This window comes from Acinetobacter sp. YH01018, from assembly GCF_013420295.1.
Classification (GTDB): Bacteria; Pseudomonadota; Gammaproteobacteria; order Pseudomonadales; family Moraxellaceae; genus Acinetobacter.
This window is the reverse complement of sequence record NZ_VOYL01000038.1, coordinates 1-19047: the sequence shown is the minus strand read 5'-3', so window position 1 is coordinate 19047 and position 19047 is coordinate 1. Positions and strand designations below refer to the sequence as shown.

Here is a 19047-nt window from a genome sequence, read left to right as displayed (position 1 = left end):
CCCAATTAAATTAAACAGGATCCATATGAGTAATGACATCAATCACCTGATGCTTCTTCATCACCAGATTTCTCGCATTCACTGAAATATCATGTCCTTGACGAACACTCAGATTTCCATCTACCTCAATATGTGCATCTACGATAATCATATCTCCCATTTTACGGGTCCGAATATTATGCACGCCTTGAATACCTTCAGTGGAAAGGAAAGTCTGTTCTATGGCCTGAATTTCATGTTCATCTGCCGCCCGGTCCATCAAATCACTTAATGCTTGCCAGCCAAATTCCCACCCCATTTTAATAATCATCAAACCGACCACAAGGGCAGCAATCGGGTCAAGAATAGGATAACCGAACAAGTTTCCTGCAATCCCGACCAGCACCACCAAAGATGAAGCGGCATCAGAACGGGCATGCCATGCATTCGCTACCAACATACTTGATTTGACTTTTTTGGCAACTTTCAGCATGTAACGAAACAATAATTCTTTGCCTACCAGGGCCAGCATGGCGATATACAAGGCCACTGACTGTACTTTCGGAATCTGTTCCGGATTGAGAATTTTATTGGTTGCCATAACCAGCATTCCAATGCCGACTCCCAACAAAAGCAAGCCTAGAATAAAAGAGGCTGCGTTTTCAAAGCGGTAATGACCAAAAGGATGATCGTCATCTGCCTCTTTTTTACTGTGATGGTTGGCAAACAGTACAATAAAATCAGCCACCAAATCACTGAGGGTATGAATACCGTCTGCAATCAGGCCTTGGGACTTGGCAAAAATCCCGACCACAATCTGAAAGATCGATAAAACCAGGTTAACCCCTACACTCACCCAAGTGGTTTTACTCGCTGCCTGAGCACGCTGTTCTGGACTAATTAAATCATCTTCATGGGTGTCATCGTCAAAATGCTGTACAGACATCGCTGCTCCAGTCGCTCAGTTCACTTGATTATTATCGATTATATATCAGTATGATGGGGTATGAGCTTTATCAAGCACGCATTTTTCTTCAACAAGGCATGCCAAGGTATTTGCAAGTAGAAAAGAGAGAAATAACCCCATTGTCCCAAACTACCTGAGTTCAACTTAATTTGAATGATGATTGAGTATGTTTTAAATGTCGATATTTTCAATATTCAAATAAAAAGGAATGTAATACGCTGAAAAAGACCGAGGTGATGAGTGCTATTGTTGTAATGATCTCTCCATTATAGGTTGTATTCTGCCAGATACAATTTGCAGCGTATCTTTGCTTTTCAGGACCATATACTGTTGCAATGCAAACGCATGAATAAGCTGTTGATACGTTAACAGACCATTGTTTCAGTCCTGATGATTATAACCGAGAATATTTTTTAGCCAACCTGTTTAAATTAAAACCTGATATCGATAATACTTTTAGATAATAATATGTGAAGGTTATCGCATTTTTGTTATAGTATTTAAGTAAGGGTAATCATTCACATTTAGATCCAGTTTTACAAAATTTCGTTGAGAATCTATCCAAAATGCGCAATACAACTCTAGGGTGGCAAACTATATGAGTCAAACAGCGAGTTATTTAGATACTCAATCTATTTTTAATTTAATTGGGCAGCATGCTGAGTTAAGCCTCATATTTCAGATGGTCAGTGAATGGCTAGAAGTCCGGATACCAGATTCAATGGTCTCCATTATGTTGTACTCTGAAACAGAACAAACTTTAAATTTAATTAGTGGTAGCCAGCATTTTTCCAACCGATATATAGAAACGGTCTCTGATCTAAAAATAGGTCCACATGTGGGAGCATGTGGTGCGGCAGCTTTTCACCGCAAACTGGTGATTTGTGAAAATTTAGCGATTGACCCCAACTGGGAAGCTTTCAATAGCCTGATTCAAGAAGAGAATCTCAACGCGTGTTGGTCAATGCCGATTATTAATGCGCAGGGAACCCTCTATGGAACCTTTGCAACCTATTACCGTTCTCCCAAGTGTCCAAGCTCTACTCATATTAAATTGATTACTCATGCCGCGTCTTTAGTTGCCTTGAGTATGGACCTGCATGCAGAACGGCAACAGAGACTGGCGTTAAATGACAAATATCGGTCTTTCTTCACTTACCATCCCGATGCCATTTTTGAACATAATCCTGCAGGTATTATTCTGGATGTTAATCTTGCATCTAAAGACCTCACCAAATTAAATCCGGAACAGACTAGAGGCTTACATTTCTCAAAATTTATCTGCCCTGACTTTCAAGCTATAGTTCAAACTGCATTTGAACAGGCCTTGCAAGGCAACAGCCAACACCTGGAAATTCAGGCAAAGAATGCCTTGGGGGAATGTTACTGGCTAGACCTCACGTATTTACCTCTTCAACAAGCTCAGCAGGTGGTCGGTGTATTTGGGATCGCCCGTAATATTACCGAGCGGCATGAAACCGAAGAAATGTTACGTTTACTGAAACGTAGTGTCGATGCGAATCCTCATGGCATAGTGCTGACCAATGCTTCTGCACACCATGCTATTGAATATGTTAATCCTGCTTTTGAAAGCCTGACCGGTTATAAAAAAGAAGATGTGCTAGGTCAGAACTGTCGTTTTCTGCAAGGTCCTGATACCGACCCGAAGACAATTGATAAAATACGCAACGCACTTCAAGAACAGCAAGAAATCCAGATCACCCTAAAAAACTATCGTAAAGATGGCAGCTGGTTCTGGAATCAGCTGGTATTGGGGCCGGTTTTTGATGACAAAAATTTTTGCACCCATTTTATTGGAATTCAGCAAGATATTACCCAGCAGCGGGCAAATAGCGAATATATCGCCCGTCAGCAGACCCACGATAGTCTAACTGGATTAATTAATCATCATACCTTTGAAGAAATACTGGATACGACCTTCCATTTGCACCATGACAATCACCGATCACTCATTGTCATGTATGTGGATCTAGATGGCTTCCAGCCTTTAAATCAAGGTTTGGGCCACTTCATTGGCGATCAACTTTTGATAGCTGTAGCCAATCGTCTGCGTCAGGTTATCCCAGAAGAGCATATCATTTCACATTTTTCAGCAGATGAATTTGGCATACTGCTAAATAAATGTGATGATTTAAAACAGGTCGCTGTGCTTGCAGAGCAAGTCTTAAAAAGTCTGTCAGCTCCATTTAATATTCATGGTCATAAAATCCATATTAGTGCAAGTATTGGCATTGCAGATGATGATCCTCAAATAGAAAAATCTAACGAATTGCTGCATCATGCCATACATGCAATGAGTGAAGCGAAAAAAGAAGGGGGCAATACCTGGCATTGGTATGCTTTTAACTCTACGCGCACTCCGAAAATCGACTATGTGCTGATGCGCCATGAGTTAATGGTTGCCGTAGAAGAAAAACAGTTCAGGTTAGTCTATCAACCGGTTATTGATGCTGACTCAGGACAATTAAAAAGTGTAGAAGCCTTGATTCGTTGGCAGCATCCGCAAAGAGGTTCCATCTCTCCAGCAGAGTTTATTCCATTTGCTGAAACAACCGGTCAAATTGTAGTGATTGGCCAATGGGTATTACAGCAAGCCTGCCAGGATATCGTCGATTGGAACAAGAAAAATGGCACTAATCTGAGTGTAGCTGTCAATCTTTCCCCGCTACAGTTTAAGCGCACCGGCTTTTTACATGACTTACAAGAAACCCTGGCAGATACCCAGTTGCAGCCCGAGTTGTTAAAAATTGAAGTTACCGAAACCATGTTAATCGCAGGTGCTGACCGTTCGTTAGAAATTTTAAAGGCTGTTCGTGACTTGGGCATCAAAGTCTCTGTCGATGACTTTGGCACAGGATACTCCAGCCTGAGTTATTTACGTACTTTACCTGTGGATGAGATAAAACTCGATCGCAGTTTTATTGAACATTTACCTCAAAATGAGAAAGATGGCGCGATTGTCGCTGCAATTATTGTCATGGCTCATCAACTTGGATTACAAGTGGTTGCTGAAGGCATAGAAACTCAAGCTCAGGCGCAGTTTTTAAAAAACTATGATTGTGACCATTTTCAAGGTTACCATTTTGCTCACCCCGCTTCGCTTAGCGAGCTCAAGCTTAATTATAAACGGGTAGAATTGGTATAAAACTCAATACGCTCTCTCCGCCTAATAACAGATACAGTTGCGTCCGTTATTTTTAGCCTGATAAAGTTTATTATCAGCCATTTTAAAAACCTCGGTCACATCATCTGAGCTTTTAGGCCAAAAGGCAATTCCAACAGATATGGTAATAGGTTCGATAAAATTGAAGTTACTAGATTCGATTGTTTTTCTTAAACGTTCCGCAGCATTATAAGCAACCTTCGTATCTGAAGTCGTCATTAATACAATAAATTCCTCTCCTCCTATCCGACAACAGATGTCTTCATCCCTGAAATTATTTTTCATCAAGCTGGCCAGGGTTTTTAAAACGGCATCTCCTTGACCATGACCATAGCGATCATTCACCTGCTTAAAATAATCGATATCAATCGCTAGCACAGTAAAATCTCGTCCTAAGTTCATCACTTCTTTTAAGAAGATTTGCATCCCCCGCCGGTTATATAAACCGGTCAGTGGATCAGTATTCACATGTTGACGCAATTCAGCAATCTTCTCACTGAAGGTTTGCGAACTGAGTAACAATGAGGTTCTAAACTTTAAAACCTCAAAATACCAAGGATCAACTTGTTTAATGTTCTCCTGAATGTCAGGCTGATTGAGCATGCTGGCCATTTTTGCCAAGCTATTTAACGGTGAAGAAATAAAGCGCGACATTCTCCAGACAATAATAAAAATAAAAATATAAAAAATTAAAATGCCGACTGAGACTTTTAAAAGAATAACGTTAGCCTGCCTAAACAACTCTTCCGTCGGTTGCTGGGAGACGACAATCCAGTTCACACTGGGAATGTAGGCAAAACCTGCCAAATTCTCGATTCCCCGACTATTGATTAACCGGACACTTCCCATGCGAGTACGGATCATATAATCCAGCCCGGTATTATTGATAATTTTTTCTCCGATTCTGCTCGGATCGGGATGAAAAATAATTCGATTATCCTGATCAATGACATACATATAACTTTTCTTAAAGTCATATTCGGTAGAAAGCATTTTCTGGATCAGATTATTTTTTTGTAAATAAATCGTGCCCCCCACCATGCCCTGATATTTTTTATTGCGGTCATAGATCGGTTGAGACAAGAGTACCACCAGATTATGTCTCACTGACCAATAAGGGGGAGAAATATAAATACTTTTATGCTGTAAGGATTCAGTAATTCCCACTGTTTTATATAAAATATGGGGACTCAAGTTTAAACTTTGCGGTGCAAAAGAAATAACTCTACTTTGCTTATCCACAACCAATACACTATTAAATTTGTTGGATTGATGTTTAAGACGCTTTGCTTCTTCTTGGATTAATTGGGGATTAGAAAAATCCTGCCCTAACAGCTCAGCACTATACTTTAATTCTTTGAGCATATCATCGAAATGCTGATCTGCGCTGTTGGCAACCTTTGAAGCATATTTGACATTCACTAAAAGTGAATTCTGAATTAATTGGTCTTTAATGACATAATTGAGAATAAATACAGAAACAATAAATAAACACGAAACACTGAGGATAGTCGAAATCAAAATCAGTTTGCGAAGATTTAATTTAAGTGCCAAAAGAATCTGTTTCAAAAACCTGATCCCAAACTATTGTGACTATATTTATATTTTATAATACATTTGATAAATAAGTTAATAAATTTATGTCTAATAAAGTCGATGCATGCTATTTTTTCAACCTCGGGTTTGAGTGTGCCGATGCATAAGCTACTCAGTAAAATCACGACAAGTTATTGAATAGAAATTAAAACTTAGCTAAACCTGCAAAATAGACCTAAGATAGCCTCCAATTTCAATGGCGTTATTCAGTTGTTCTCAAAGATATTAATACCCTTTGACCAACTATTTCGGATTTATGAGCTGAATAGTTAGGTCTCATACTTAGGCTATTTACCAGAGAAAAAGCCAAGGTACATCATGGGTATATGATCATTTCCTTTCTTTTTTCATAAGCATAAATCCATCGGTTAAATACGATCTCTGATCAGGCATGATCTTGACTAGCTCAAATTTTATCCTGTCAGATCACATCGCTGTTTGCTTTTACAACCCGATATAAAACTTTTCAATCAGCTGCCGCGTTTTCACAAGCAGATTGCTAAACACGTTCTCCCGTTCAAACAGCTTAACCTTGTAATTTGGCAAGTCTTTCAATTCTTCCTTGCGTGGCAAGCGTTTGGTGAACTCATAATGCTCCAGGACGGTTTTCATTGCTTCTGGTTTAAGATTTTCCTCTTTACAGAGATGCTGATAGGCCTGTTCTTTTTCAGCATCCCAGAACTGAGCAAAGGCCGTTTGTACGCTCTGGCCATTGATCATCTTGGGCAGGTTTTCTTCAATAAACTTCTGGATCAGCTCCTGCTTGTCATACAGGGTGATTTCATTGCCAATCAGGTCATAGACCTGAGCTTCATACTTCTTGCGCTTCTGCTCGTCCCCGCTATTGACGGCCAGCTGTAACAGGTTAATGATATAACCAACATTGATCCGGTCACTGTGCAGTAAGTCCAGCTGAAAATCGACATCGTCCAGTACCGACACTTTTTCTTTTTTAGTGGTCTTGCGTACATCACGACATAGATCGGCATACTTGGACGCAAAGTTGGCAAAATGCTGTTTATCCAGTGCAGTCTGGTCCTGATCATATTCAATAAAGGTTTGCAGCTGGGCGTTGTAACGCATCACTTCTCGAAAGGCTTTAATGAACGCCAGCTGCTGATCTTCAGTGATGAGCTCGTCGACACTTTGATAATCAGGGGTAATATTTAGCAGCTTCTGCACCGCTGCTTCATAGTTCTGCTGGATTTCCTCATAGCTCGGCACCAGCACCACTTTTTGTGCTTCTTTGTTGGAAAACAGCGCCAAGGCTTCATCGGTGGTGCGTTTCAGGTTACGGAAACAGATGATGTTGCCGAAAGGTTTCTTGTCGTTAAAGACGCGGTTGGTTCGCGAAAATGCCTGAATCAGACCATGGTATTTCAGGTTCTTGTCGACATACAGCGTATTCAATGGCTTGGAATCAAAACCGGTCAGAAACATATTCACCACAAGCAGGATATCAATCTGTTTCTTTTTGACCCGATCGGCAATGTCACGGTAATAGGCATAGAACTGATCACCAGAATTATAGTTAGTTTTAAACTGCTGGTTGTACTGGGCAATATAGCGATCCAGCTTGTCACGGCTGGACGGATTGATCTGGCTCGGGATATCTGCCGCTTCTTCATGGATCAGCCCGTTCTGTTCATCCACCGGCACGGCTTCATTGGCGGCATAGGAGAAAATCGTCGCAATGGTCAGCGGTTTAAATAACCTGCCCTGCTCTTCATCCTGCTGCTGTTTCTCGGCCTGAACCTTTTCAAACAGTTCATAGTACTGGGTTAAGGTATCGACCGAACTGACACAGAACATCGCCGTGAATTCACGATTACGGGTTTTGGTATCATGCGTCTCGACAATATAGCGCGCAATCATTTCCAGACGCTGCGGATTGTCATATAGCTCCCGGGTATCAATCCCTTCGACCTCATCATCATAATCGAGGTTGTGCTGCATGCCCTTGGCCGTGTATTTACCCCGGTAATCAATCTGGAACTGCAACACGTTACGGTCACGGATCGCATCGACAATCACATATTGGTGCAGGCATTCATTGAACAGGTAATCTGTAGTGAGTTTCAGGCCGGCTTTAGACTGGCTGTTTTCCTCAAAGATCGGCGTTCCAGTAAAGCCAAACATCTGGGCATTGCCAAAGAACTTCTTGATATTCTGATGGGTCTCACCAAACTGGCTGCGATGACATTCATCAAAGATAAACACCACTTTCCGGTCTTTGAGATAATCAATGTATTCCAGATAGCGATCCGTGCTGATGGCGCGATTGAGCTTTTGAATGGTAGTGACAATCAGTTTGTCATGCCGCTGATCCAGCTGCTTGACCAAAGTATGCGTGCTATCGGTGCTGTCGACACTTTCGGCTTTAAAGGCATTAAATTCGCGTGAGGTTTGCGTGTCCAGGTCGTTCCTGTCCACCACAAACAGGACTTTTTCCACGTCCGGCATTTGCATGATGATCTGACTGGCTTTAAACGAGGTCAGGGTCTTGCCTGAACCGGTGGTATGCCAGATATAGCCGTTCTGATTTGAGTTTTGTACCTGCTGGACAATTTTCTGTACTGCATAGATCTGATAGGGACGCAGCACCATCAGGCTTTTCGTGGTTTCCAGCATGACCATGTACTGGGTCAGCATTTGGGTCAGATGCTGCTGATTGAGAAAAGCGTCGGCAAAGTCGACAATCTCATTGATATGTTTGTTGCTGATATCAGCCCAAGGAAAGGCAAACTCGATGCCTGTGGTGCCGTTGGAGTAATAACGGGTATTGGCACCATTACTAATCACAAAAAGCTGAATAAAACCAAATAGCCCTTGCCCTGCCCAATACGCTTCACGAGTATAACGCTGAGTCTGGTTAAAGGCTTCAGCGATTTCCATGCCGCGCTTTTTCAGCTCGATCTGTACCAGTGGCAGACCATTGACCAGCAGAGTCACATCAAAACGACTGGTGCGACCATTGTAATCACGATGGTCAATAGTGATTTGATTAGTCACCTGATAGATATTTTTGCTTGGATCATCAGACAGAAAAAAGATGTGCCTGCTGCTGCCATCATCAAATTTGACCGGTAACAGATCACGCAGATTCTTGGCCCGTTCAAATACTGTACCAGTATTTAAAAAGCTGATGACCTGTTTCCATTCAGTTTCTGACAGTGGTGCTAGGCCATTGACCTGTTCAATCTGGGTTTTTAGGTTTGACAGTAGTTGGCTTTCATCCTTGAGCGTGACTGAGGCATAACCCAATTGCTGTAGCTGGCCGATCAGTTCGTTTTCAAGTTGGTATTCGCTTTGTACTGTCATTCCCTTTTCCCTCTAAAATCTTAAATTATTCACTTCAATGTTTGTTTAATTAAACTCAAGATATATTCTAAATTTTCTGTATCTGACACGATCACTTCACAATCGCCATTGCCCCAATGTCCAACATTAGTCACATCCTTCGCGATCTGCTTCGGATCATCCAGTTGATTAAAAGGCATATTTAGCCAGATGCGAATTTGCTTTGTCCCAATACTCATATAGACATAGTTACGCTTACCCTTACGGAAGGCGATGTACATTTTCTTGGGATGAACATCTAAATCGGTGGTTAAGCCCAGAATTGAGTCCCTAAATTGCTCATATAGCTCTTTGATGTCATCGGACTTCTCCGCCAAGTGATAGGCTTCATCATATTGCTGGATTTCTTTGGCAATCTTTTGAATATCTTCAGACTCAACCTTTTGCACTTGCTTGATTGAAGGCGCTGATTTGGCTTTCTGCAATGGATTGACTGAAACAATTCCGCCTTGATAACGTTTGATTTCCCACAGCTCAATGCCTAAATCTTTAAAGTTGGTAGACTGCTTTTGAAAGTCGGTAAAGCTCGGTGAAACAAAGATGATTCGGCTCTGTGACCAATCCACATCCTGACGTTTAAGCTGTTTGCTCTGGCTCTCATTGTACTCAACGATAAAATCTGCCTTATAGTCGAGCATTAGATTCAGATAAGAAACGCCTTGATCAATCACGCTATAATTGCGTTCACGCTTGTATTCGATAATTACGAAGGCCTGACTTTCGGGATCGAAAGCCAGTGTATCGATACGATTGTTCTTGATCGTGAACTCGGACTTGATGAATTCCAAACCTGTAAAACTGTAAAGATTGCTTTCAAACAGGCTTTGAATCTCTCTTTCCAGACGAAAAGGATCTTCTATAAGTTCTACTAATGACTGTGCTTGGGTTTGATAAAGCTGCATTAAAAATCTCGAATTATTTATTCTTCAAATGTTTGTCTAAGCGGATTACTCAAAGAAACGCTATATAAAAGTTTTAATCTCTGAATTGTCATTGGAATACCATTTTCGGTTTTATGGAGCATGGCGTGACAGTTAGGACAGACTGGTCTTAGATCCTCTTTAGGATCTACTTCATACTCTTCGCCAATCGTGTGCAAAGGCTTAAGATGATGTACGTGGATGAAATCTTTAGCAAATGAGCCATACATATGTTCAAAGCTTAAGCCACAGACATAACAACGTGTTCCATGAATTTCTATACATTTAGCCCTTGCTTCAGGGTTACGCTCATATTTATTCACTAGAACCGTTTGCTTAGCTCCTTCAGGAAAGGTTTCATTTTCTAAACCTGCTTCATCTGGATAATCGTATTCAATACGATCTGTCTGAAATTGATCAGCAATAAAATCTAATAGTAATTTAATCGGGTGATTGAGCGCTTTGTTGCGGTCTGTTCTTCTTGCTTGGAGTGTATCCGTTTTAGGCAATAACCCACTTTGAATAAAATAATCACGAGTCAATGACGTTTTATCCAATTTACAGACTTTCTGAAAAACTGAAAAATTCCCTGTATATGAGTCAATTTCCTCTTTCATTTTCCAATATTTGCGCTGTTCAATTGGATAGTTATTACCTGATTGATCAAGCACTTTAAATTGATACATCACCTTTGAAACAGGTTGAGTGACATAGATATAAACATGATCCCCTAATTGAAAACCTGCATTTTGATTTTCTGCGTGATTACTCCAATAAATGACGGGTAATTCTTCATACGCACTTTCTAAATCAAATTCTTCGTATTTAACGCTTATTAACCAATTTGCCATTCTATTTTTCAACCTTACCCCTTACGAAACGATGTTTCTCATCTCCTAAAAGGAGATGGGAAAATCCTTTAAACAAACATCTGCTGCAACAAACCTTTTTTCCACTGTTTCGCTTGTTCAATTTGCTGTGCCACCACTTCAAGTTTTTGGTCGATGGCAGGTAAGAAATTAGCGATTTTGGTTTGTTCTTCTAGGCAAGGTAATTTAATTTCCATTTTTGAAATCATATCCATTCGAACAGAATCCACAGAGTTTTTTGCAGATAGTCTCTTCACTCGATCATAAAAATAATTAGAAAAATAAATATATAGATACTTACCTATAAGTCTTTCAGAAAACTCGTATAGACAATATACACGTTGATGAAAATCAAATTTATCATTGATGTAATGATAGTTTTTCCCAACGCCAACACCATCTCCTGATGTCAAAATTGCCTCACAATCCATACTGTATGAATTAATTTTTTCAACAGTTTGAGATCGCACAAAAAACGGATACAACCCATCATCTACTTTATTTTGTGTATCTTTATTTCCTGTAGTAATTTTGCACTCATTACCAATATATGAATTTTCCCACTCCCCAAACTCACTACCATCATCCGCTTTAAAACGAATCTGTTGACTAAACAGCTTCTGCATCATGCCCTGTTTATATTGGCTCAGCAGCTCATGTTTTTGCGTGAGTTGGCTAATCTTTTCATCCACTGCGGAAAGAAAAGAGGCGATTTTGGTTTGTTCTTCTTTCAATGGAAGATAAGCAGAAACCTTATTTAAAGAATCTTGACCAATATTAAATCTTGTACTTCCACCACTGAGTTGAGTAATTTGATCTCTTAAGGAATCAGTCTTTAGGAGACCATTCATAAAGATTGGATCGTATTCCTTTTGTGCTGATCCACGAATCACAAATCCACCAAAGACAACAGGATCTTTGCCTAGATAAACATTAGACTGTCCAACTTCCTCACGAGTTTCAGAACTTCTTTGAAAAAGTACATCACCGTATTTAACTAAGTTCTTATCAATTTCCTTTGAAGTAATATTTACTGAGCCAATAATTGAATCGTAAGTAATGCCATTTGGATTATTGATAATATCTAAAACATTAATGAATTTAATCCCAGAACCATATTGTTCCTTTGATGCATTTACTCCATTTTTGAAAATAAATAAATCTTGAAACAAGGTTTCAGACCAATCCCCATCAAACGCTTTAAAACGTAACTTAGGTACAGACATTACTTCACCTCCGCAAACGGTGAAGCAATGCCTAGCTCTTTGCAGAAATCCGAAATGATGGCATCGGTCTTTTGGTTGTCTTGTTCCAAAGCTTGAAGCTGCTGGGCAATCATATCCAAATCAATCTCGGCTTCCGCTTCAAAGGTATCCACATAACGCGGAATATTCAGGTTGTAATCGTTATCTTTGACTTCTTGCAAGGTCGCGACATGCGCATATTTTTCAATATTTTCACGCTTTTCAAATGCCGCAATAATATGGTCCAAATGCTCAGACAATAACTTGTTTTGATTCTTCTGCTTTTCAAAATCATTGCTGGCATCAATAAACAAAATATTGTCTTTATGCTCACGGTTTTTCTTCAACACCAAAATACAGGTCGGAATCGAGGTGCCATAGAAAATATTGGCGGGTAGACCAATAATGGCATCCACCACGTTCATCTGTTCAATCAAATACTGACGAATCACGCCCTCACTCGAACCACGGAACAATACGCCATGCGGTAACACCACCGCCATGGTGCCATTGTCATCCAGTTGATACAGCATGTGCTGTACAAAAGCCATATCGGCTTTAGAACTTGGCGCCAATTTGCCATACGCGGCAAAGCGTTCATCTTGTAAAAATAACGGATCGGCAGACCATTTTGCAGAAAATGGCGGATTCGCTACCACCGCATCAAACTTTTTATCTAAATGCTGCGGACGGGTTAAAGTATTTTCCTGCTTGATGTCGAACTTGGCAAAATGCACATCATGCAGAATCATGTTCATCCGCGCCAAGTTGTAAGTGGTACGGTTCATCTCCTGACCATAAATCATATCCACATCTTTGACTTCACGTTTTACCCGCAGCAACAAAGAACCCGAACCGCAGGTTGGGTCATACACTGAACGTAAACGCTCTTTGCCTTGGGTGACAATTTTAGCCAGTAAAGTCGATACCGTTTGCGGGGTATAGAACTCACCAGCTTTCTTGCCCGCACCTGATGCAAACTCACCAATCAGGTATTCGTAAGCATCACCCAGTACATCGGCTTCAGTATTGGAAATATCAAAATCAATGTCGTCTAAATGACTGAGGACTTTCGCCACCAGTTCATTACGGTCACTGGCATTATTGCCCAGCTTAGTCGAATTCAGATCCAGATCTTCAAACAGGTTGGCAAAGTCATCGGCAGAGTCGGTGCCTAAAGTACTTTGTTCAATCGATTTTAAAGTCGCAGTTAAATCATCCAGAATAAACTCGCCCTGACGACCACGCTCAGCTAAGGTATGGAATAGCTGTTTTGGCGTCAGCGCATAACCGACTTCGGCAATTGCATTCTTTTTGATTTCTTCGATATAAGGCACATGCTCAGGATGGTTTTCATCCAGCTCAAGAAAACTGAGGTCTTCGCCATCTAGCAATTCATTAGCAAAATTAACCGACTTTTCCGATAAATATTTAAAGAAAATAAAACCCAGAATGTAATCCCGGAATTCATCTGCCCCCATGGTGCCGCGCAAAGTATTGGCAATATTCCAAAGTTGTTTTTGTAGCTGTTGCAGTTGTACCTGGGTCATGCAGAATCCATCAGTTTAATTTTTAACAATAAGTATAGTTTAGCTTAATGATCAAAAGCTTTCAGCGCGATGTGACATCACTTTTCGCTTTGATTGTACTTTTTCAAATATTGCATTGAAATGCGAGACAGATGATAAATGTTGTAGCAAGTTGCTACACGCTTTAAATCAGCACTGGCCCAAAAATCTGGCTTGAAGCCTTGCCATAAAAGTTGTAGTAAGTTGCTACACTTTTTAAATAATTTCTTTACCAAAAATCTCATTCAAACGTTCGCGATTTTCCTGCACGAAATTGGGATCATTTTTCAGCTTATATTTCATCTCTTTCTTGAAATCACTCATGGAGGCACCCGCCACAGCAAAATCCATTTGAAACATAATATCGTTCACAATCACGTTGGCCTGTGAATCGGTGAGGCAACCTTCGATCTTAAACCATTTGCTGAACTGTTTATAATTCGGATCATTGGCATAGATATACCAGGAACGCACTGTCAGATCGAACTTTGCCCCCAACTCTTTCACAATGGCATTATCATCAAAATCGACATCCAGGTAGATCTGGGTCTTTTCGTTGCTGTGCGGGATCACCGTTTCAGTATGTCCATTCACAATTTTAAAGCGCACACCCACCACAGGACGGCCTTTCTTGATGGTGTCATATTCGAGTTTAAGGCTGGTTCTTTGATTAATTTCTTCAACAATCTTATCCAGCACATAACGTCTGAAGTCGACCCAGCGATCATATTTTTTTTCGCCAATGTCAGTAAGTGCCTTGATATTTTCCAGTGACAGTTCAACCTCATAGCAGTCTTGATTGGCATATTTGAACTCGTTTTTAATAAAGTAGGAATACAGGCTCATACTGGTTACCGAGTCTAAAGCAAATAAATCCTTTAATTGGTAAGTGGTAAAATTGCCGCTTGCCAGACGGGTAAAATAAGGTAGTACTTCACTGGTAAAACGGATCTGCAAGGCATTTTTGGCATCATCTTCCCAACGCAGTTCTCGAATAATTGGAACTACCGAATGGACTTTTTTAACCTTGCGCTTGCTTTCATCTACGGGTTCTTCAATGACAAAATGGGCCACCCGGGAGGACAGCTCTTTATAGATCCGGTCAATCGCGACATTAATGGAATTCTTTTTATCCAGACCCAGCAATTCGCCTAAATCATCTTTATGCAAATAAATGTAGGTTTGCTCGGTAATTTCACGATCTTGATTATTTTTTTCACCATAGTTGGCCACTGCCATCGCATAAAGTAACGCTTTGTACTCATTGGATGACAGTTCGATCGGTCGGATCAGTCGATTGCTGGTACTGACCACGCCATTATGTCGAATATTGCCAATACAATACGGTAAGTATTCTATTTCTTCTTGTTCATTCAGCTTGTTCATAGGTGGAAAAAAAAAGTTATTTTCTACATGTTATACACAAAAGTGGAATCTCATGCAAATTATCCACCATTTTAACTCAGGCAAACCGATCCTTGGCCAAGAAACTCTTAAATCCCAAGCTAAGAGTGGAAAGCTTGTCACTCTGTTTTGCCATTTAAAACACTTTTTAAACATGAAGTGGAAAGCTATATTAAAAATTCACTTTTTAGTGACAAAGCTTCCACTTTTAATATTTCTCAGAGATCTTTAAGTCAGCTAAAAAGGGAAAAAAACCATTAAGCCCTGTAATAAAGTGGAAAGAATAATAAAAAATACACCTTAATAGTGACAAAGCTTCCACTTTTAGACAGTCCAGAAGTGAAAATGTACAGTCGCCTTGATGAAATTAGCAACAAACAGTTTATCCACAGGATAAAAATATCAAAATGACAAGCTTTCCACCTTTAAGGTCAAATAATTCAACTTATCAACAGATTAAAATATTGAATTTAAATAATTTTGTAAGATAAATTTAAGTTTTTTTTTAAACCCGTGACAACCCTTCCACCATAGTGACAGACCTTCCACCTTTCAGTGACAGACCTTCCACCTTTTAGTGACAGACCTTCCACCTTTTAGTGACAAGTCTTCCACCTTTCAGTGACAAACCTTCCACTTTTCGGTGACAAACCTTCCACTTTAAAATCTATAAGATATTGATTTTAAAAAATAAAAAAGTGCTCTAATTATAATTAACTAATTATATTAATTAATACTAATTATAATTAGCTAGCTATATTTTATAAAAAAATCAATTTGTTTGTTTTTTATTCATAATCAGATTATAACTTCAAACTAAGCTCAACAAGGTGTAGCAACTTGCTACAAAGTTCTTTATATTACAATAACTCAAGTGAGGATAATTATGACAACTCGGTCAACTAAAATCATTGCAGTGGCAAATCATAAAGGTGGTTGTGGAAAAACAACCACAGTCGTTCATCTAGCGTCTGAACTAGCCGACTTGGGTAATAAAGTATTGGTGATAGATTTAGATCCTCAGGCCAATGCAAGCTTACATATCGGATCAAGACATCCAAGTGAAGTTGAAACCACGTCGGCTGAATTACTACTGGGTGATTTAAACCTATTATCGGATGCCCTGGAAGAAGAAACCAATTTCAAAAACGTTTCTTTAATTTATGGTTCACTCAATTTAGGTAAAGCTGAAGATCAACTCAAAGATGATGCCCCAAGACCATCTGAAGAACTCTCCAATAAGTTGGAATTATTAAAAGGATTGTATGACTTCATCCTGATTGACTGTCCTCCAAGCCTAAAACTGCTCACCAGTAATGCATTGGCAGCCTCTACCCATGTGATGGTACCAATTGAGTCAGGTTCACAATATGGCTTGTATGGAGTAACTGACTTGATTAACCATTTAAGTAAAATCAGACGGGTCAATCCTGAGTTAAAACTTTTAGGCGCCTTGTTGATTAAACATGATGAACGTCAAAACGTCTGTAAATTGATTAGAGATGAAGCTTTAAGCCAAGTCGGTGAACTGTTAAAAACCACCATCCCTATGAGTACTAAAGTGAATCAGGCCGCAATTTTGCAACAGCCTTTATTCAGTGTAGATAAAAACGCTAAAGTTCGTAAAGCTTTCCAAGATTTAGCCAAAGAAATCATCAATCGTGTTGAATAAAAGCCTGCTGAGAATATTATGGTAAGTACAAAAGAATTGCTGGCACAACGTTTACAGCAAAATACTCAAAAGCATCAACAAGCTCAGCAAGAGCATGTTAATGATGTGAAAGAATTGCGTCGTAATGTACAAATTACAGATATCCAGCCAAGCCCAAATCAGCCAAGAAAAATATTTAATCCACAAGATATAGAAGACTTGGCAGCATCGATTGAAGAAATTGGCTTGTTACAACCAATTGCAGTGCGACGGATCCATGACAAATATGAATTAATCGCTGGTGAAAGACGCTTGAAAGCGCATCAAATTCTCAATAAAAACACCATTGAAGTGATTGTGATTGATGCATCTGATGAAGAAGTAGCACTGTTAACGCTAGCGGAAAACCTAAAACGGGAAGACTTAACTGATTATGAAATTTATGTGGGCTTAAGTTCACTGGATGAGAAACTAAAAAAGAACAAGCAAAAACTGGCAAAATCCTTAGGCATGAACCGGGAAGATATGTATAAATATTTATCTTTCGAAAAATTACCTCAAGAGCTGATTGAAGATTTAGAGCAACAACCGGCATTGCTGGCACGAACTGCCGCAACAGCAGTCAAAAAGTTTCTCTCCGATTATGAAGAAAATTACAGCAATGCTAAAAAAGCACTGCTAGAAGCCTGGGCGAAATTACTGAAAAAAGAAGTAGAGCAAACAAAACTGGCAGTATTGGCAGAAAAAATTCTCAAATCGAAAGAAACCAAACAACCCATTAAAACGTCAATCGTGCATAAAATCGAATATGAGGGGAAAGTCGCTGGCAATATCAAGTTTGATCACAATACTTTAAAAGTATCATTAAAGATAAGTGAATTTGATGATCAAAACTTACAGGAGCTGGAAAACCTGTTGAAAAAAATGCTAAATCAGTAATAGAAAAAGGTGTAGCAAATTGCTACACCTTTTTCATTAAGTCGTGAACAATTAGCACCTAAATCAGGATAAGCAGTACTCAAACTAAACGATTATTGACTCAATCAGAATTTAAATAGCTTAAGAAAAATGGGTGACTAAAAAAATCATGCTTAGTATTTAAATTTGAAGTATTTATATATTTTTTGAATTCAGATGCTATAAATTTTCTGGTTTTTTATTCGAAAATAAAAATGTTAATTCAATTTAAAAAGATTTTTTCTTAATGCTCACCATATTGTTTCAGCAGAAATTATGCCACTTGAATCGAATACTTTTTCAGTGCTGATAAAAACCTTGTCAATGAGTCAGGGAAATAAAGAGGTGATCAATATTGATTTTGATGATTATGAGTTTGCCAATGCATTGATCAGTAAAATCAAAAAAGTCCTGAAATAAAGTTCTATTATATAAATACATGAGCGCTACATAATATAGATTTAGCTCTCAATCCATATTTAGCTCGCTATTCCGGTTAGGATGCTATAAGTGAGATGGGAAATGCTTTTCTGGGGAGAAAAGGTATCTGATAATTATTTGATTACATAACCTGAGTTCGATATAAAAAGAGTAGAAAAAAAGCCCTGTATTTGTAACATATTGGTTTTCAAGACAAAATGTTATAAAACAAGGCTTTTCAATGGATCATATTACCGAATTATTTTGTATATTGGATGATTTCTGCAAAAAATTTAATGAATCTTTAGAGAAAGCCTTAATTTCTGATCAAAAAACCAGAATAAAAAAGTCAGCCTTAAGCTTGTCTGAAGCAATGACCATTGTCATTTTATTTCATCAATCCGGGTTTAGATTCTTCAAATATTTTTATTGCCAAATGATCCTTCCATTCTGGAAATCTGCTTTTCCTAAACTTCTGAGTTACAACCGATTTATTGAAATCATGCCTCGTTGTTTGCAGGCTTTGAGTAGTTTCTTCCATCAAGTGAAAGGAAAAGATACAGGAATCAGTATCATTGATTCCACTAAGGTGATCACCAAGCTGTTTATGTGTGGTGAAAAGAGAATGATGAAATTCAATTTGGATGATCGTTCATTTAGTAAAAGCTAGGTATACAAGGTGTTTGGCGTGGTAAGAATAAACAAACTACCCGTAGCCGAGATGATCAAAAACGAGCAGATGATTTAGTGAAACGTAATTTTAGTGCTGATCATCCAAACCAACTATGGGTCAGTGACTTTAGTGTGCCGCAGCAAGCGGCGTAAGAGATGAGGGTATGGCCCCTCGCTATCGGCTTGCAGGAGCAGGTAGCAAACCACCATAAGCGGCTTGGATCAAAAGTCCCGGTCGTGAGCGTTATGGAAAAGG

12 protein-coding genes and 2 pseudogenes are annotated in these 19047 nt (G+C 39.3%); 6 read left to right on the top strand and 8 right to left on the bottom strand.

What is annotated here, in order from left to right; translation table 11 throughout:
• Positions 1 to 10 precede the first annotated feature (10 nt).
• Positions 11 to 925: a cation diffusion facilitator family transporter gene (locus FTT83_RS11975; protein ID WP_166171961.1), complete on the bottom strand. Its 915-nt coding sequence runs from the start codon at positions 923 to 925 to the stop codon at positions 11 to 13.
• Between the two features lie 619 nt (positions 926 to 1544).
• Between FTT83_RS11975 and FTT83_RS11970 the strand changes: the two genes are divergently transcribed.
• The gene (locus FTT83_RS11970) at positions 1545 to 4112 is read left to right on the top strand and encodes an EAL domain-containing protein (RefSeq protein ID WP_180082099.1); all 2568 of its coding nucleotides are present in this window, start codon (positions 1545 to 1547) and stop codon (positions 4110 to 4112) included.
• Positions 4113 to 4133: 21 nt separating this feature from the next.
• Here the strand turns inward: FTT83_RS11970 and FTT83_RS11965 are convergent, their stop codons facing one another.
• The 7 genes from FTT83_RS11965 to FTT83_RS11935 all read right to left on the bottom strand — a co-directional run bounded on the left by FTT83_RS11965 (position 4134) and on the right by FTT83_RS11935 (position 15073).
• Complete coding sequence (locus tag FTT83_RS11965; RefSeq protein ID WP_180176654.1) at positions 4134 to 5699, bottom strand: sensor domain-containing diguanylate cyclase; 1566 nt, start codon at positions 5697 to 5699, stop codon at positions 4134 to 4136.
• A gap of 471 nt (positions 5700 to 6170) precedes the next feature.
• Entirely contained in the window at positions 6171 to 9047 is a 2877-nt protein-coding gene (locus tag FTT83_RS11960) for a type I restriction endonuclease subunit R (protein ID WP_180176655.1), read from the bottom strand.
• 29 nt (positions 9048 to 9076) lie between these two features.
• Complete coding sequence (locus FTT83_RS11955) at positions 9077 to 9988, bottom strand: DUF5655 domain-containing protein (RefSeq protein ID WP_180176656.1); 912 nt, start codon at positions 9986 to 9988, stop codon at positions 9077 to 9079.
• A gap of 17 nt (positions 9989 to 10005) precedes the next feature.
• Positions 10006 to 10857, bottom strand: a complete 852-nt coding sequence (locus FTT83_RS11950; protein WP_180176657.1) for an HNH endonuclease — start codon at positions 10855 to 10857, stop codon at positions 10006 to 10008.
• A 68-nt stretch (positions 10858 to 10925) separates the two neighbouring features.
• Positions 10926 to 12101, bottom strand: coding sequence for a restriction endonuclease subunit S (locus tag FTT83_RS11945; protein ID WP_180176658.1), 1176 nt, complete (start codon positions 12099 to 12101; stop codon positions 10926 to 10928).
• Positions 12101 to 13669 carry a type I restriction-modification system subunit M gene (locus FTT83_RS11940; RefSeq protein ID WP_180176659.1) on the bottom strand — a complete coding sequence of 523 codons (1569 nt, stop codon included), beginning with the start codon at positions 13667 to 13669 and terminating at the stop codon, positions 12101 to 12103. Before FTT83_RS11940 ends, FTT83_RS11945 begins: the two co-directional genes overlap by 1 nt.
• Positions 13670 to 13903: 234 nt before the next feature.
• Entirely contained in the window at positions 13904 to 15073 is a 1170-nt protein-coding gene (locus FTT83_RS11935; RefSeq protein WP_180176660.1) for a replication initiation protein, read from the bottom strand.
• A gap of 904 nt (positions 15074 to 15977) precedes the next feature.
• Here FTT83_RS11935 and FTT83_RS11930 point away from each other — a divergent pair.
• From FTT83_RS11930 to FTT83_RS11910, 5 genes and pseudogenes are all read left to right on the top strand, one after another.
• A complete protein-coding gene (locus tag FTT83_RS11930) occupies positions 15978 to 16763 on the top strand; it encodes a ParA family protein (protein WP_166171951.1) in 786 nt (261 codons plus the stop codon).
• A gap of 18 nt (positions 16764 to 16781) precedes the next feature.
• Positions 16782 to 17681 (top strand): ParB/RepB/Spo0J family partition protein, encoded by a 900-nt coding sequence (locus FTT83_RS11925; RefSeq protein ID WP_180082421.1) that lies wholly within the window; start codon positions 16782 to 16784, stop codon positions 17679 to 17681.
• Positions 17682 to 17975: 294 nt separating this feature from the next.
• A complete protein-coding gene (locus tag FTT83_RS11920) occupies positions 17976 to 18119 on the top strand; it encodes a hypothetical protein (RefSeq protein WP_171263237.1) in 144 nt (47 codons plus the stop codon).
• Between the two features lie 241 nt (positions 18120 to 18360).
• Positions 18361 to 18714, top strand: a pseudogene (locus tag FTT83_RS11915) (IS982 family transposase); the annotation flags it as partial.
• Between the two features lie 68 nt (positions 18715 to 18782).
• Positions 18783 to 18932, top strand: a pseudogene (locus FTT83_RS11910) (IS3 family transposase); the annotation flags it as partial.
• Positions 18933 to 19047 lie beyond the last annotated feature (115 nt).

Bases quoted from the DNA above. Each gene is read 5' to 3' on its own strand.
- FTT83_RS11955 (WP_180176656.1), bottom strand. From the start codon at position 9,988: ATGCAGCTTTATCAAACCCAAGCACAGTCATTAGTAGAACTTATAGAA.
- FTT83_RS11920 (WP_171263237.1), top strand. From the start codon at position 17,976: ATGCCACTTGAATCGAATACTTTTTCAGTGCTGATAAAAACCTTGTCA.
- FTT83_RS11960 (WP_180176655.1), bottom strand. From the start codon at position 9,047: ATGACAGTACAAAGCGAATACCAACTTGAAAACGAACTGATCGGCCAG.
- FTT83_RS11970 (WP_180082099.1), top strand. From the start codon at position 1,545: ATGAGTCAAACAGCGAGTTATTTAGATACTCAATCTATTTTTAATTTA.
- FTT83_RS11950 (WP_180176657.1), bottom strand. From the start codon at position 10,857: ATGGCAAATTGGTTAATAAGCGTTAAATACGAAGAATTTGATTTAGAA.
- FTT83_RS11925 (WP_180082421.1), top strand. From the start codon at position 16,782: ATGGTAAGTACAAAAGAATTGCTGGCACAACGTTTACAGCAAAATACT.
- FTT83_RS11940 (WP_180176659.1), bottom strand. From the start codon at position 13,669: ATGACCCAGGTACAACTGCAACAGCTACAAAAACAACTTTGGAATATT.
- FTT83_RS11975 (WP_166171961.1), bottom strand. From the start codon at position 925: ATGTCTGTACAGCATTTTGACGATGACACCCATGAAGATGATTTAATT.
- FTT83_RS11930 (WP_166171951.1), top strand. From the start codon at position 15,978: ATGACAACTCGGTCAACTAAAATCATTGCAGTGGCAAATCATAAAGGT.
- FTT83_RS11945 (WP_180176658.1), bottom strand. From the start codon at position 12,101: ATGTCTGTACCTAAGTTACGTTTTAAAGCGTTTGATGGGGATTGGTCT.
- FTT83_RS11935 (WP_180176660.1), bottom strand. From the start codon at position 15,073: ATGAACAAGCTGAATGAACAAGAAGAAATAGAATACTTACCGTATTGT.